13 protein-coding genes are annotated in these 15459 nt (G+C 42.4%); 3 read left to right on the forward strand and 10 right to left on the reverse strand.

The features are described from left to right. Window positions 1–394: 394 nt before the first annotated feature. Window positions 395–1333 carry a LysR family transcriptional regulator gene (locus J4N43_RS08310; RefSeq protein WP_005377737.1) on the forward strand — a complete coding sequence of 313 codons (939 nt, stop codon included), beginning with the start codon at window positions 395–397 and terminating at the stop codon, window positions 1331–1333. 19 nt (window positions 1334–1352) lie between these two features. Here J4N43_RS08310 and J4N43_RS08315 read toward each other — a convergent pair whose 3' ends face one another. The 4 genes from J4N43_RS08315 to J4N43_RS08330 all read right to left on the reverse strand — a co-directional run bounded on the left by J4N43_RS08315 (window position 1353) and on the right by J4N43_RS08330 (window position 6057). Next, window positions 1353–2234 carry a YjjW family glycine radical enzyme activase gene (locus J4N43_RS08315; RefSeq protein ID WP_031778972.1) on the reverse strand — a complete coding sequence of 294 codons (882 nt, stop codon included), beginning with the start codon at window positions 2232–2234 and terminating at the stop codon, window positions 1353–1355. Between the two features lie 22 nt (window positions 2235–2256). After that, window positions 2257–3801: a YjjI family glycine radical enzyme gene (locus J4N43_RS08320; protein ID WP_017820624.1), complete on the reverse strand. Its 1545-nt coding sequence runs from the start codon at window positions 3799–3801 to the stop codon at window positions 2257–2259. Between the two features lie 212 nt (window positions 3802–4013). Beyond that, window positions 4014–4637, reverse strand: a complete 624-nt coding sequence (locus J4N43_RS08325) for a LysE family translocator (RefSeq protein WP_158159644.1) — start codon at window positions 4635–4637, stop codon at window positions 4014–4016. A gap of 202 nt (window positions 4638–4839) precedes the next feature. After that, on the reverse strand, window positions 4840–6057 hold the full coding sequence (locus J4N43_RS08330; protein ID WP_149191818.1) for a cyclic di-GMP phosphodiesterase: 1218 nt from the start codon (window positions 6055–6057) through the stop codon (window positions 4840–4842). A gap of 487 nt (window positions 6058–6544) precedes the next feature. Here J4N43_RS08330 and J4N43_RS08335 point away from each other — a divergent pair, with 487 nt between their 5' ends. Next, entirely contained in the window at window positions 6545–8248 is a 1704-nt protein-coding gene (locus tag J4N43_RS08335) for a putative bifunctional diguanylate cyclase/phosphodiesterase (RefSeq protein ID WP_005389107.1), read from the forward strand. A 108-nt stretch (window positions 8249–8356) separates the two neighbouring features. On the opposite strand, the gene J4N43_RS08340 is transcribed toward J4N43_RS08335, so the two are convergent. The 5 genes from J4N43_RS08340 to J4N43_RS08360 all read right to left on the reverse strand — a co-directional run bounded on the left by J4N43_RS08340 (window position 8357) and on the right by J4N43_RS08360 (window position 12687). Continuing rightward, entirely contained in the window at window positions 8357–8830 is a 474-nt protein-coding gene (locus J4N43_RS08340) for a response regulator (RefSeq protein ID WP_005377744.1), read from the reverse strand. After that, complete coding sequence (locus J4N43_RS08345; protein WP_005389108.1) at window positions 8817–10154, reverse strand: ATP-binding protein; 1338 nt, start codon at window positions 10152–10154, stop codon at window positions 8817–8819. The genes J4N43_RS08340 and J4N43_RS08345 overlap by 14 nt, the downstream gene beginning before the upstream one ends. Window positions 10155–10157: 3 nt before the next feature. Then, window positions 10158–11576, reverse strand: coding sequence for an SLC13 family permease (locus tag J4N43_RS08350; RefSeq protein WP_017634015.1), 1419 nt, complete (start codon window positions 11574–11576; stop codon window positions 10158–10160). A gap of 248 nt (window positions 11577–11824) precedes the next feature. After that, a complete protein-coding gene (locus J4N43_RS08355) occupies window positions 11825–12289 on the reverse strand; it encodes a GNAT family N-acetyltransferase (RefSeq protein ID WP_005389117.1) in 465 nt (154 codons plus the stop codon). A gap of 35 nt (window positions 12290–12324) precedes the next feature. Next, window positions 12325–12687, reverse strand: a complete 363-nt coding sequence (locus J4N43_RS08360) for a hypothetical protein (RefSeq protein ID WP_025766707.1) — start codon at window positions 12685–12687, stop codon at window positions 12325–12327. Window positions 12688–13166: 479 nt separating this feature from the next. On the opposite strand from J4N43_RS08360, the gene J4N43_RS08365 reads away from it, so the two are divergent. Further along, a complete protein-coding gene (locus tag J4N43_RS08365) occupies window positions 13167–13724 on the forward strand; it encodes a DUF3750 domain-containing protein (protein ID WP_158159643.1) in 558 nt (185 codons plus the stop codon). 51 nt (window positions 13725–13775) lie between these two features. On the opposite strand, the gene J4N43_RS08370 is transcribed toward J4N43_RS08365, so the two are convergent. Then, window positions 13776–15353 (reverse strand): sensor domain-containing diguanylate cyclase, encoded by a 1578-nt coding sequence (locus tag J4N43_RS08370; protein WP_005389121.1) that lies wholly within the window; start codon window positions 15351–15353, stop codon window positions 13776–13778. Between the last annotated feature and the right edge of the window lie 106 nt (window positions 15354–15459).

The raw sequence follows: 15459 nt of genomic DNA on the forward strand, positions 1-15459 counted from the left end.
TAAGAAGACATATGGTGAAGGGTTTTGTCGACTAAAGGGGTCGTCCATTAATTATTTATACCTTTGTTACTGAGGGATCATGAGTAAATCACCAAACAATCAACAAAACAATATCTATTTTAATTAACAAGGAACAAGTTTAATTCGTGTACAAATCAATCAACTCCTCCAAATTGATTAAAATTACATAGAAGCTTTAGAATTGAATAAATGAAAGCATTAAAGTCCAACAAAACTAAGATAAATTTCTAGACTTATAAGCACCATCAACCCTTATGCAACCCATTAAATGCATTGAGCTCAAAGAGAAACAGGCGTGTTTCCGAGATAAACAATAGTAAAAATTTGTTTCATGCTGATATACTGCCAAAAATCATAAGAAACCATGCTATTTATGGACTACATTGCTCTTTCGCGTATAAGCCTTAAACATCTAACTGTTTTACATATGTTGTTAACCACTCACAGCGTCACACTTGCGGCAGAACGCTTGTGTGTAACACCATCGAGCGTCAGTAAAACGCTCGGACAGTTGCGCGAAACGCTAAAGGATGACCTTTTTTACCGTGATGGCACTCGCTTAGTGCCGACAGCATTTGCGCTGCATATAGGCCCATCAATCCATGGCATACTCTCCAGTATGAATGGATTATTACATCAAGGCTCTTTCAATCCGGCTTACTATCAAGGTAGTTTTTCATTAGCAATGCGTGAAAGTTCATTTGAGCTCTTTGCGCCAGTTCTACAGCACTTGTCCCAACAACTGAGCAACCACGCGCACTTGAATGTCCATGCGAAAGAGGAAATGAGCTTCGATGCATTAGCAAGAGGTCAAGTGGATTTTTTGTTGCTTCCTCACGATCTCAGCCAACCACCCACACAAAATAAAGACTTGGTCTGGAAAACCATTTTGAAAGACGAAATGGTTTGCTTAATGAGAGCATCGAACCCACTCGCTGAGCAACCCTTATCTGTTGAAAGTTACCTTTGTGCAAGACACATCGGTATTCATGATAAAGATCTGTCACAACCTTATTTTGAGCAAAATCTCACCCAAAGGCATTCAAAGCGAAACTTGGCCATGCGTGTAGCCGACTTTGGTTCAGCTGCGGTGATGTGTCAGCACTCGGATTACTTGTTCACATGCTCCAAGCTTTGGGCAAGAGCGGCAATGCAAGCAAAAGGTTTGGTTGAACAAGCTCTTCCATTCGATTACGGACAGGTAGCCTACAGCCTCGTTTGGAACAAAGCGAGCTTAAACGATCCCGCTTTAAAATGGTTGCAGCAACAATTACTCGACGCCTGCGCCATGTTAGATGCCTGTGATGCGTAAGCATAGATAAACAACGGTACTACGTGAGTACTGTCGGCACTGTGATAGGGTTACTCACGTAGCATCGAAGCTCTGATTTTAAGCGTTCGATATCATGATGAGAGCACATATCCCAAGTTAACGCCTCCCCCACTACTCCGTGATGCTGAAAGGCATTTAAACGTATAATCACCGATTCAGGAAGAGTACTCAAGTAACGTCCAATTGCTACGATTTCTATATCTAAATCACTTTTTTGGGGAATATGCAGTAAGCGGACCTCGTACAATTTTTCGTGCTCAACAAGGTACTGAAGGGTTTTAAATACACGATGATTATCACGCCCAGTTAGCCACTGATGCGTCTCCGTCTGCCACGCTTTCAAATCGATCATTGCGCCATCCAGAAAAGGTAGAATACGCTGCCAACCAGCAACCGCTAAAGAACCGTTACTGTCGATGAAACAAGAGAGGTGCCGTAATTCAGGATCTTGTTTTATCCCTTTAAACAGCTCAATAATGAAAGGAAGTTGTAAGGTAGATTCCCCACCGGATACAGTAACACCACTGATGAAAAAGCGATGTTTGCGTATCAAATCGAGCATTGTTACTACAGAGTAGTCAGTAATTTTTGGATTAGATTGGTTCTGACATATCTCTATACAATGATCGCAGTGGGTGCACTCCTCTTTAAGCCAAACAACGTTGTTGTTTTCGTCGAACTTCAATGCGCCTGCTGAACATTCACTCACACACTCACCACAATGATTACAATGGTTTATCGTGTGAGGATTGTGGCAGTTCAAACACTGATAGTTACAACCCTGTAGAAAGATGACTAGACGATTTCCTGGCCCATCAACACAAGAGAAAGGAAGGATACGAGTGACTTTTGCCAAAAGGCTTCCACTTCGTCTAGACATCTTGTTCTTTCCTAAACCGAACTTATGCCTGCGTGTAAGTCGGTGTTACTTCATGACTCACCACACGTGGCGAGCGTTCTAAAATTTTGGTATTTTTTGCTGCTTCTGCACCTAGAAACGTCGTGTTGGTTCTCGAACCTTCTTTATCATATTTCGCGACGTCTGAAAGTTTGATCATGTAGCCTGTCACGCGAATTAAGTCATTTGAAGTGACATTCGCGGTAAACTCACGATAACCAGCATTTAGTGCCCCTTTACATAAATTGAACATCGCTTCTGGGTTAGATTTCACCGTTTCATCAATCGTCAAAATATCGCTGATACCCGCACGATAATACTGATGATGCTTCGCCGTTGCTTGTACATAAGTGACAGGGTCTGGCTCTGCACCATAAGGCAGACGTACACCTGGCGTAACATCATGATCTAAGCTAATGCCGCCTTGTGCATGTAAGAGCGCTTTGCCATCTAAACCATATTTCACCGGGGTTGAGTCCACCAGTTTAGCCAGTGTTGCTGAAACATCATGAGCAAAAGTATTTGCTCGATCATTTTTTCCGTATCGCCCTATTTGCCCTTCTTTTTCAAATAGAAGGATTACCGCTTCGGCCATGCCGTAAACGCCATACATTGGCGCGAAATAGGACTCTTTTATCAACCCTTCTTGCGTCAAAAAGCCTTGAAAGAAGTTCGATTTTTCATGCAAGTGCGTGCTTCTTGCGTTTATGAGCTCGACCATTAATCGATGGTAAGAAGGCAACGCACTGTTTAAGAAGTCGTTACAGTCTGATGCTCGTTTTGCAACTTCTTTTAAATTCATTCGCACCAATGTGTTCGAGCCACCTGCTAATGGAAGCGAGTTGTAGCAACTTACAATACCAAAGCGTGAGCCGTTGTAGGCTTTCGCGTGCATTGGGTAATTGGCAATATGCGGTTTACTGCATTCACAAATGTTCTGTGTCGCTTGACGAAGTAAATCATCAGGTGTAACTGTCTCGTCGTACATAAAGGTGAGATTCGGTGCGATCTGCTTGAGCTCCGCATCTACTTTTAAAACAGTGCGACAAATAATGTTGTCTGTCGGTCCGACATTCACATGCATAAACGCATCTGGCAATGTGCGATCCAGCATGATCCAAAAATGTTTTAACTTTTTGTAAATCTGGCTCTCTGTTAGGTCGCCTATGTAAGGCAACAAGACATCATCTAACTGGCCTAAGTAAACCGGAATGTTCGTTACCGAAGGAACATGATGGTAAATGATGGTCAGCATGTTCAACGCATCATCGAAATCATCAGCCGGAGACAACTCTAAATAGTCTGAGCCTTGCGATAGAAATTTAGCGTAATCAGGCAACACATAGCGAGGTTTAAACGGTGCATGACCTTCAAACATATCGCAGATGATGCCTTCATCCATTGCTTGTCTCAGTGATGGAGATACGGTCATGTAAGGAATGCACGCTTCCGCCTCTAAAGCTAAAAAACTCGACTTCTGTTTTGGAGAAAGACGGACGTCGGTCGCGATATCTAGAAAACGTTGTTGTAGTTTAGAAAGGCTTGTCATCTAAGATATTCCTACAAAGTAACCACAAGCCCACAAGACAAAATACGAGCTCTACCCCTAAAGAGTAACGTGATTTTACTCCTGCTTGGCTGTTGCCACTAATGAAAATAAACAAAACGTCTATTTCCATTCTGGAAATAAGACAAAGCTAAATTAGCGCATTCCAACTTACTATATGGGAAAACCTAACTGCGTACCGAAGTCTGTCTTATTTATCGGTTTGCCGTCGACAACATCACGCCTGCACCAATAAATACTCCACCAGTCAAACGATTGAACAACTTCGCCCTTCCAGCGACAAACAACCAATCGGAGGCTTTTACCCCTAACAATGCATAAAATGTTAGCCAGCTAAGCTCAAAAACCACAAATGTAGACGCGAAAATCGCGTATTGAGCCAGTAGCGGTGCGGAAGGTTCAATGAATTGAGGAAACAAAGCGGTGAAAAAGACTATCGCTTTGGGGTTACTAGCGCCAACAATGAAACCACTAGTGAACGCGCTGAACGCTGTCGCGGAACTTTGAGTCGTTGCCGTTTTATTAAAATCTGTCTGAGATGAGCGCAACGCTTGAATACCTAACCAGAGTAAATAAGCGGCACCACACCATTTGATAATATTAAAAACTAACTCAGATGAAGCAATGACAACTCCCAGCCCGGTAAATGAGAGCGTAAGGATGCTCGTAATCGCAGACAAACTGCCAAGTGCAGTCATGAAAGCAATACGAAACCCACTACTCACTCCTTTACTTAAACACAACAGTGAGCTTGGTCCTGGTGAAGCTGTGAGCACGAGAATGGCAAGAGTGTAAAAAATCCATGTATCTATTTGCATTGGCATCCCTTCCAGCAAAATGAGGTTTATAGCCCATTGTGTATAGAACTATTTTATCGCCCGGTTTCTATCCATGAAGCCGAGGTCTTAATAACCATCTTGCATCTAAATAACTTAGAAAAAATTAATAGATAGTTATGCAAATAAAATACGATCTACATGCAAGGATGTAAAGCCTGTTGTATAAGCTTATCTATTTCTCTTAATCATAAAAAGGCTTAGGATCGATCTCTAACGATGAAGGCGCGATCGCTCTTTCAATTTTGTACGCACTCGTTTTTAAATCCACCATCGTGACATCAATGTATCGTTTATACTTGCGGGAGTAGAAACATTTCACTTCTGGCTTTAATGCTTGAGATTCATTTGAAGACCAAACAATACCAACACGCCCATCGTTCAACTCGACAATGGAGCCTACGGGGTACATCCCAATGCAATTAATGAATTTGTAAACTAAGTCTGCGTCTAAATGAAATGGCGTTAGACTCAACAAGATTTTAAACGCTTCCGCAGAACTCATGCCTTTTTTGTAACAGCGATCAGCCGTTAGCGCATCGTAGATATCTACAATACAGCTCATACGGCCGTGAATTGGAATCTCATCCCCCTTCAAGCCTCTAGGATAACCATTGCCATCTAACTTCTCGTGGTGCATCAAACAAACATCACGGCTTACTTCACTAAGCCCTTTTACGTGAAGGATAATCTCACCTGCGAACACTTGATGTAGCTTCATATGTTCAAATTCTTCAGGCGTTAGCTTCGCTGGCTTGTGCAAGATCTTATCATCGACTTTAATTTTACCTACATCATGAATAATGCCACCTACAGCAAGCTGTTTTAGCGTTGGCTTATCCAAGCCCAAGTACTTACCGAATGACACTAAAAGACAAGCGACATTGACGGAGTGTTCCAATAAGTAAGAGTCTTTTTTTCGGAGTGCAGAGACACACTGCAACGCATCTGAGTCAATCAAAACACTTTCAATCACATCGTCAGCCCAAGCTTCTACTTCATCAACTTCAATGATTTTTCCTTCAAAAGTTTGATTCAATAGTTTTTGCGCCAAATCTTTTGCTTCGGCGATCAGCTTTTTGGCTCGCTTGTGTTGGATGTCTCTCGAACGATAAGTTCGTTGACCCCTCTTAAAATCTGAGTGTTTCTGCTCTCTCGTCTCTTTAGTGGCATCAGTTGATTCATCTACAGGCTTGAAGACACACTGCTGCGAAGATAATGTTTGATCTACCCAAACATACTTTACGCCACTTGTAGCAAGCTTCTTAATGCCTTCAGGGCTAGATATTCGCCCCGCATTGGCTAAATTGACGCGCTTGTTGTGCTCTATCGCGGTGACAAACATACCAACGCCGATATCAGCGAGCGCAATTTTGATTGAATTTTTCGGATCGTACTGCATATAAAGAAGGCTTACTCGATATTAACGTCCGCATTATAAGAGATTTGATTACTTGGCGTGATAATAAATTTGAATTGATTACAATTAATGAGCATCCTGTCAATTAATAATCGGTCGCGCTCATTAAATCCTTTTTGTTATTATGGTTTTATCCAAGATAACATATATACAAATGACGTTAGAAAACCGCACATTGATACCGACACAACTGAAAATAACTTTAGGATAATTATTCATAAATATTTATAGATTGCGGACGGCATCAATAACTGTATTTTATAAATGATTTTTACTGTTGACTATTTTTTATAAATGTCGATGATTAGCCGCCTAATCTTAGTATGTTATTAACCTAGTAGCGCATAAAATGATAGCCAAACAATTTGAACTGACACTTTTGTGATTGTAATGTACGCCAGCAGATCAACTCTATGTTATCAACCCCAACACTCATCTCTGATGCTAAAAGGCTCGAGGAGGAAATATCTTGACCACCATATTTGACCAACAAGTCTCAGATAGTGACCGAGAGTTCCTAAAAATCGTCGAAGAACGATTCATTCATATCTTCGATGTATTTAACGAAGGCCTCTTTTACATGGATGAGTTTGGCACCATGGTATTTTATAACAAGGGCTTTTATGAGCAGCTTGGTATCAACGCTGGTCGAATCAGCTTAGAGCAATGGTTAGACCTTGTTCACCCTCTCGATCGAGAAAGACTCTCCACTCGGGTCGATGCTCACATCATTACCAACAACACGAGGGTCACAACGACCTACCGCGTGCGTAAACCCAATGGACAGTACGTCTGGATTGAAGGCGTAGCCATGACCAAAGAAACAGAACATGGTCATTATATGGTTGGTAGCCACCGTGATATTTCTGAACGCAAGCTGATGGAAAGCTACATTCATCAAGTCGCATTTCATGACAATGCGTCAGGTATGGCTAATCGCGCCCATCTCTTGCTGGATATTGAAGATAGTGTGCGAGCCACCGATTCTTGTGCATCTATCTGTTACATTCAGATAGAAGAGATTAAATCTTACTTAAATCAATATGGCAGCGAGTTGGTCGATGGGTTAGTGGAAAAATTGCTACAAACTCTCAGTCACCTACCTTCTCCAAATAGTTCTGTATATCGCGTACATGATGATGACTTTGCGATTTTGATTCACGATGAATGCTCGGTAGAAACGCTGCAAAGTTATGCCGAAAGTTTAAAGGAAACCTACCACGAGGCAGTGATTGAAGAGGGCCAATACTTGGGAAGTAACATTAGTATTGGTTTGTATCCGTGCATAGATCCAAGTCACTCAGCAGAGGAAATATTGCGTAAAGCAGCACGAACTTGTCAGTACGCAAGCGAGCAGAATAAAGACCGTGTTGCGGTTTACAGTGAGAAAACTCAGCATGCCGTAGACCGTTATTTCTTTATTGAACAAGGTCTAAAAAGTGCACTAGAAAAACAGACATTAAGCGTTAAGTTTCAGCCAATTATTGACGCCAAAAGCTCAAAAGTGGTGAGCTTCGAATCTCTGGTTCGCTGGCGTAGCAAAGAGTTTGGCGAAATTTACCCAGACGAATTCATCCCCGTCGCAGAGAACAAAGGTTTGATTGTCGAGCTCGGATATCAAGTCTTTGCCAAAGCGTGTGAATTTATCAAAAACTACCGTGAGCGTTACCAAAACCAAGTTCGCGTCAACGTGAATGTTTCTGTACTTCAGTTAATGAACAGTGAATTCCCTGCGCGAATTAAAGCCATGGCGGATGAGGTTGGTGTCGATCCTGAGTCTATTGTTTTGGAACTAACAGAAACGTTTATTTTGGATAATAATCAGACAGCCATTGCCCCTCTGAATACCCTCAGGGAACTAGGATTTGCACTCTCTCTGGATGACTTTGGATCGGGTTACAGTTCATTAAATAGCTTCTTCGACCTCCCGATGACACAAATCAAAATTGATAGGTCGATGGCGTGGAAAACACTAACCAACCGCTCTTCACAAGAATATCTGAAGTTTCTTATCACTATGTGCCAGGAAAATAGTATTGAAGTAGTGATTGAGGGAATTGAAGACGCCAAAATGTGTGAATTTTTTACCGAAATGGGCGTCGATTATCTGCAAGGTTATTGGTTCTCTAAGCCACTGTCTGTTGCCAGTGCAAGCCGCTATTCGTTGAGTTAAGCATACTAGAGCAATATTCCGCACGGCCACGTTAAACATGCTGAACTATTCACTATAGATTTCAGACACTAACTGGCCGTGACGAAAACAAAGCTTAATGCCCCCTAATTAACGTAGGCGTTCAAACACCACACTCTGATCTAAATGTTCGTGATACTGAGTGTAATCTAAGCCCACATCAAAGATATATTGGGTCACCAGGTTTCTAACGCACTCTATTAATTGGCTTGCTTGCCATGGTTTTTCAAAGTAGCGGTCAATGCCTGCGGAGTTGATCGCATTAATCGTATCGGTGTGCGTCGCTTGCCCGGTAAGAAGCACTTTCCTCGTAAAGCCAAAACGACCGTCTTTTGATACATCGGTCAGCAGTTCTACTCCCGTTTTACCTGGCATCACATGATCGGAAATAATCAATGCGATCATCTCGCCTTCTGCATCAAATTCATCCATCAGTTCTAGAGCCTCACCTGCTGATTCGCAGTCTTCGACATTCAACCATTGATTTAACGGCTCTAAATCTTGTAGAACCGCGCTTAGTACCTCTCGTTGGTCATCAACGCAAATTACATTAAGCTTCTCCATGTTCACCCTCTACTGGTAACTTGATTCTAAAAATCGTTTTTTCACTGTCGCTCTTTACCACAATAGAGCCGTTATATCCGGCGATAATGCGCTTCACAATCGACAGACCTAACCCTAAACCAAACGACAATCCCCCCTTTTTAGTGGTGAAGTTTGGCCGGAAAATTTTTCTACGTGTCGCTTCATCAATTTCTGGTCCGTTGTTAGCAATCGTGACCAAAATTTTACCCTTACTCTCCCGAGTATGTATTTCGATACCGGGTTTCTCCGTTTCACCAAGTGCATCGCACGCATTCTTTAAGATATTTACCCAAACTTGGACGAGTTCGGTTTGAGAACCAATAAAAGCAGGTAAATCCGCAGGGCTAAAACGAACACTCACTCGTCTTAAGTCACTTTGCAATAGAGCCAAGGCGCGATTGATTGAATCATTGATGTTAATCGCTTCATCCAAGTCGATATCCGTGCGCCCCAATTGTTTTACGGATCGCACAATGCCAACGGTATGTTTAGAAGCGATGCGTAAGTCATGGAGATCTCGCCCCATTTGCCAGAAACGTATCGCTTCTTCTGGTCTTTTTAGCCAATGTTCTGAAAGGAAGTTATTTGGAACGGCACGTGCAAGATCACGAGCAACCTCCTTGGTTAAACCGTAGTATTTTTCGAAGTGACGCCCCCGCTTTCTCGCTTCGCTAGAAGAGACTTTCTGCCCTTGCATTAAACCAAAATCAAAAAATTGACTCGCTTCCGGATGAACTTCTTCAAGCAGTTCCATGATAACTGTCTCTAGCCGTTCTGATTTACTGCTTACAACGCCTATCGCATTGTTCAACTCATGAGCAATACCCGCTGCAAGCTGCCCCAACGTTGTCATTTGCTCTGCGGTATGAAGCTTTTGTAGCGCTTTTTCTTTAGCTAATGCCTCTTGCATTGCACGCCGTTGACGACGAGATAATTCGTTAACCATCACAGGCATAAATTGTGTCGTCAATGGTCCGTATGTCGCCTCTTCCACGGCGGGCGTATCACGCTGTATCCAAGCCAATTCAACATCGGTTTGAGCAATCACTGTCGAAGAGGCAGTCCACGTACCAGAAAAGAAACTATGTACGCCAATAAACGCACCTTGAGACGCAGAAAATACCTGAATCGGTTTCTTGTCATCTTCCGCGTAATAGCCCGCCAGTTCTCCCGACAGCACATAGTACAAGCGATCATTGTAGCCAGCTTGCTCAATAAGCACCGACCCGGATAAAACCGTTAATCGGCGTTCAAGGTGATTAAAGTAGCGTTGTACTAACGCGTCTAACTTCGTTTCGTACATGGGTTATCCAATATGCCCAACAGTATGTAAAATCCACACCATCACAAAGCTGAGTAATACGCCAATCACGCCTAGCACGGCACCGATACGAGCCATTTGGCCGCTCTCGACATGCCCTGTTGCATGAGCTAACGCGTTTGGTGGCGTACTGATTGGTAACGACATACCGAGTGAAGCAGCAAATGTCACGACTAAGATCAGAGTAACTTCACCGCCGAGAGGCGTTAACGAAGCCATAGAGGTACCTAACGCAGCCATAATCGGCATCAGCAAGTTTGCGGTGGCAGTATGCGACATAAAGTTTGCCATTAACAAGCACAAGAAAGCCGCACCAAACAAGACAACATATGGCGAGAACTGATCAAACGGAATGCTGTGTACCACCAGCTTCGCAAGCCCGGTTTTATCTAGAGCAAGGCCCAGAGCAATACCGCCTGACACCAACCAAAGCACATCCCAAGAGATTTTCTTCAAGTCTTCTTTGTTGATGATGCCCGTCAATGAGAACACTGCCACCGGAATTAATGCTACTGTGTAAGAATTCATTCCATGTGCAGAACCCATCAACCAAAGAATAATCGTGCCGGCAAAGGTGACGTAAACCATTATTGCTTTGGGTGTTTTCAAAAACTTGCTTTTAATGTTCAGATCGATGGTGGTTTGTTCGGCTTTATACAAAAAGCCAATCAGAAACCAGGCTAACGCCATCATCACAATAACGAATGGCACACCAAATACCATCCATTCACCAAACGTAATTAAGTTGTCACCAACCAAATATTTTAGGGCGATGGCATTCGGTGGCGTGCCGATTGGAGTACCAATGCCACCAATGTTGGCTGCAACAGGAATACACAAGGCGAATGCAATTCGACCTGGGTCTTTAGGCCCGAAAACCGCTATCACAGGGGTTAAAATGGACAACATCATCGCTGTTGTTGCGGTGTTTGACATAAACATAGAAAAAACAGCGGTGATCAGCATCAACCCCAGCATAACGAACTTTGGTTTTTGTCCAAATGGTTTGAGTAACACTCGGGCTAAGTTGACATCTAACCTGTACTTTGTCGCCGCCATAGCCAAAAAGAAACCGCCGAGGAAGAGCATGATAATCGGACTAGCGAAGGTCGCCATTATCTCGTTGTATTGTAATAGCTCACCAAAATGTGGCTGCCCTTCTTGCAAACGAAAGAGCACAATACCTTTATTTGATACAAGCAATAGCTCTAGGACAATGATCACAACCGAAGTGGCGTAGATTGGAATTGGCTCGAATACCCAGCAAAGTGCGGCAAGCAAGAAGATTGCAATCACTCTTTGCTGGACGATAGTAATGCCATCAAATGGGAACGCAGAGAGAGGCATCAACCAAACAAGCAATGGTATCAATGTTGGAACAACGTATTTGAGATAAGGGCGCATAGTACTACTTCTCTTCCTGAGATGGTTAGCCAGACACATTTGGCGTTTGGAACGCTATTACCCGCCGCAAAACCAAAACTTTCAGACTGTTTTTAAGCCTTCAGAGACGAAATGCGGTAATGGCGTTCCAGAGAAGATTATGTACACTGTTTTCAAACAAAACGTTGGTGCGAGATCAATGAACTCGTTTTCACATTGGAAAACATTTTATATCTGTGTTCAAGCTCACTAAATGCTCACTATTTAAGTTAAATATACTTTTCCATCATAAAGTTAGTTAAGGTTTCTCCCCTAACCTCAACATGTTGTCGAGACTTAACTGTGAAACCCATTTTCTCGTAAAAAGGTCGGGCGGTAATACTCACTTCAGAATACAGTCGTTTTATCCCCTGTACTTTCGCCTGTGAAAAAAGAAAAGACATCAAATCACGACCAACACCTTGTCCTTGGTATTCATGATGGCAAAAGAAATGATCAATCAAGCCGTCACCTTGCAAATCACAATAGCCAACGACCTGCCCTTCTATCTCCGCGACGTATGGTTGAATATCGTCCATTTTTCGTTGCCACACATCGAGGTCAAAATCTGATGGTGCCCAAGCGGAAACTTGTGATTCCGTATAATCGCGACGATTAATGATTCGCACAGTATGGTAAAAGAGTGCCCACAGTGTTGGGGCATCCTCGGTGCGATAGCAGCGTATTGAGAGCATCAATTTCCTCATTCCTATTCAATAAATACTAAGCATTAACGCAAAGTGATACTAGTGAACTCATCATTTTCAATGCCAATCACTAAAGGCTTCCCAATCTGATCACTGTTCATCAGTACGGTTGTATTCAGCTCTCGGCTTGATCTGCGTATTTTGCTTTTTCTTATGATATGAACATTCACAATATAATCGGAATACTCCTTTATGATTCCGCCGGAAAATTCTACGTGCTCACTTTCATTGTCTCGGACAACATGAAATTTTCGATTGGCTTGAATATCAGTACTGATGGAGGAGTCACCATAGTTCAGCACAACGGACGTTGGTTCGCTATCTTGATTGGCAAAACAGCCAAATGCGAACATGCTTAATGCGAGTATACTTTTTGATTTAAACATTAATTATTCTATTTCTAGTTATTTTTCTGCTATTTGCATGACCAAACAGCACTTGTTCTGTGAGCGCCTATTGTGCCATAGCTGAACGCTGACTCTAAACGCGCAAAAAGATGAGCGATGAAAATTCCGCCCAAAACAAGCAAATGTGAGACAATGTGAGAGTCCCAAACTCACTCAATCAGTCAAAATCCACTGTAAACCTCTGTTTTTTAATGCTTTTAATTCATGTGGCTGTGTAAGGAATACATACAACCTCTTACTTTTTCATACGCAACTAGACGAATCGTTCGAGAAATACGGCATCGTCTATGCCACATGTTACAAATCGGCTTACCTTATTATTGCGTATGAACTGGAATTATGGCACTAACTTCCCTCTCTCTTTTAATAAGGAGAGGATTTCAACAATCAGGCTTGCCACGTTTTTATAGCTAAAATCAATAGAGCGTTACCAACATCGGTTGGTCTAGGAGCAATAAATGAAAGACCTTCTCAACTTTACTCACCTTGTAAAAATTGGGTTCATGTCAATCGCGGTTATGCTGGGTGGATGCACTCAAGGAGATTGGCGTACTGCTAGCAGAGAACCTGCGGGTATCGCACCCGACCCTTCTAATGTTAAGCATGCTGTGATTGAGTTTTACGCCGCAGATGCGTTTGGTTGGCGAGGCTGGTTTGCTGTTCATACATGGTTTGCAATAAAGCCTGAAAATGCGAACGAATATACAGTGTATGAAGTAGTCGGCTGGAGAGTGAATCGCGGACAACCCGCTCTATATCAGTACCAAACTGGGACGCCAGATCGATATTGGTATGGTGCAAAACCAGAAAAGATCCTCTCCATACAAGGTGAAAAGGCCCGCCAGCTTATACCTAAAATACAAAGTGTTATTAACCAATACCCTTGGGCTGAAGAATATACGCTGTTTCCAGGGCCAAATAGCAATACATTTCCGGCTTGGGTGGGTAAACAAATTCCAGAGTTAGAGCTAAACTTGCCGTTTCGCGCAATTGGTAGCAGTTACGCCAGCGATTAACAGCAAAGGTTAGTCACTGGCTCGTTTTATGTTCAGCATAAAGCGCAATATCTATTGTGCGTCGTCACCCAACTCCGTTCTATTTCTTCCATTATGTTTCGCTTTATACAGTGCATTATCGGCGTCTTTCATTACCGCTTCAATTGGTGTGTCATTGCCTTTCCAATGAGAAACGCCCAACGAAACCGTGACCTTACCAACCACCTGAAAGTCATGTTGTTCCACGTTGTGTCTAATACGCTCTGCAACATCCATAGCGTGGTTTACGTCTGTTTTTTCCAAAAACATCATAAATTCTTCACCGCCAGAACGACACAGGTGATCATTAGAGCGAGCTTGGTCTTTCATTAACTGCGCAAACTCTCTAAGTAAATTGTCACCCACGTCATGGCCATAGTTATCGTTTACGCTCTTAAAGTGGTCAATATCTAGCGCCAAAACAGAGAACGCGGTATTTTCCTGCTTAAACAAACCAAGAACTTTATCTAATCCACGTCGATTCAATAATCCAGTCATCGAATCTGTTAATGTATCCAGTTGCAGCTTATCAATGGTTTTTGACACGATACCAAATGCTTTAAGAAAGCTAAGCTTCAAATGTGAGACCTCAAAATACCAAGACTTAACCAGTTTGAGATCATCGATAGATGATGAATGTTCTTCGACACCTCGCACAGCACCCGCTAACTGCCAAAGTGGTCTAGAAATAAGAAGGGACAAGAACCAAATTAGCAGCAAAGTTAATAAACCAATTGGAATCGACTTAAGGAAAACATTCCACATCTGTTCATCTAGCACAGATAACGTCATCGATTTCGGGCGCTGAGCAACAATTCCCCATCCTGATGACTTTACTGGCGCATAACCAGCAAGCATTTCGACGCCGCGAGAGTTAACAATTTCTTTGTTGCCGCTCTGCCCCATCGTCACCGCTTTGATTGCTTCATTATCGTCGATTACTTCACCAACCCTCGATTGATCTGGGTGATAAATCAGAGTGTTACTCTCATCGACAACGTAAAGGAAAGAACCATCTTTGTATGCGTGCTGGCTGAGTAACTCTGCAAGAATATTTTCTTTTTCTAGATAAATAGTGCCGCCGATATAACCTAAATATTCATTAGATTGAGAAAATATAGGGTATGAGATGGTTAACAAGTAATTTCCAGCTGGCGATATAAATGGTTCAGTAACAACCGGTGCTTGAGCGTTTAAAGACTGGCGTTTTCTTTCACCCACTAACCTTACACCTTTCACCTGAAGTGTTTCAGGTGATACGGAAATAATAACCCCTTTTGCATTAACGACAACCACAGAGTTAAATGATTTGGTTTGCGTTCTTAATCTCTCAGCCTCTTTATCAAGAAGCTGAGCGTCATGCATCTTGTCTTTTAGCACGTTCGCACTGTATTTTAGCTGCGACATTGAGCTTTCTATGAAAGAGTCTGTCATTTCAGACATTTTTTGGGCGTAAACACGGTTTGATTCTAACGTGTTATTGATGATGAGATCCCTTTGAACACGATAAATCGAGTAGAATGCGTTGATCAAAGTGACAAGCACACTGAACACACATAGGGTGACAATAAGATTTCTAAGATTGAGTTTTTCTTTTCTTCTAAAAGACATTGCCAATGGCCAACTTTGAAGGCTTTCTATATGAATGAGCGTATAGGTTATATGAAATTGATTTGATTTTCAGGTAGTAAGTTGGGATCAATGTTAATATTTGCTC

This window comes from Vibrio sp. SCSIO 43009 (assembly GCF_023716525.1).
Taxonomy (GTDB): Bacteria; Pseudomonadota; Gammaproteobacteria; order Enterobacterales; family Vibrionaceae; genus Vibrio; species Vibrio alginolyticus.

Coding starts and splice junctions, on each gene's coding strand:
- J4N43_RS08310 (WP_005377737.1), top strand. CDS start 395: ATGGACTACATTGCTCTTTCGCGTATAAGCCTTAAACATCTAACTGTT.
- J4N43_RS08315 (WP_031778972.1), bottom strand. CDS start 2,234: ATGTCTAGACGAAGTGGAAGCCTTTTGGCAAAAGTCACTCGTATCCTT.
- J4N43_RS08320 (WP_017820624.1), bottom strand. CDS start 3,801: ATGACAAGCCTTTCTAAACTACAACAACGTTTTCTAGATATCGCGACC.
- J4N43_RS08325 (WP_158159644.1), bottom strand. CDS start 4,637: ATGCAAATAGATACATGGATTTTTTACACTCTTGCCATTCTCGTGCTC.
- J4N43_RS08330 (WP_149191818.1), bottom strand. CDS start 6,057: ATGCAGTACGATCCGAAAAATTCAATCAAAATTGCGCTCGCTGATATC.
- J4N43_RS08340 (WP_005377744.1), bottom strand. CDS start 8,830: ATGGAGAAGCTTAATGTAATTTGCGTTGATGACCAACGAGAGGTACTA.
- J4N43_RS08345 (WP_005389108.1), bottom strand. CDS start 10,154: ATGTACGAAACGAAGTTAGACGCGTTAGTACAACGCTACTTTAATCAC.
- J4N43_RS08350 (WP_017634015.1), bottom strand. CDS start 11,576: ATGCGCCCTTATCTCAAATACGTTGTTCCAACATTGATACCATTGCTT.
- J4N43_RS08355 (WP_005389117.1), bottom strand. CDS start 12,289: ATGCTCTCAATACGCTGCTATCGCACCGAGGATGCCCCAACACTGTGG.
- J4N43_RS08360 (WP_025766707.1), bottom strand. CDS start 12,687: ATGTTTAAATCAAAAAGTATACTCGCATTAAGCATGTTCGCATTTGGC.
- J4N43_RS08365 (WP_158159643.1), top strand. CDS start 13,167: ATGAAAGACCTTCTCAACTTTACTCACCTTGTAAAAATTGGGTTCATG.
- J4N43_RS08370 (WP_005389121.1), bottom strand. CDS start 15,353: ATGTCTTTTAGAAGAAAAGAAAAACTCAATCTTAGAAATCTTATTGTC.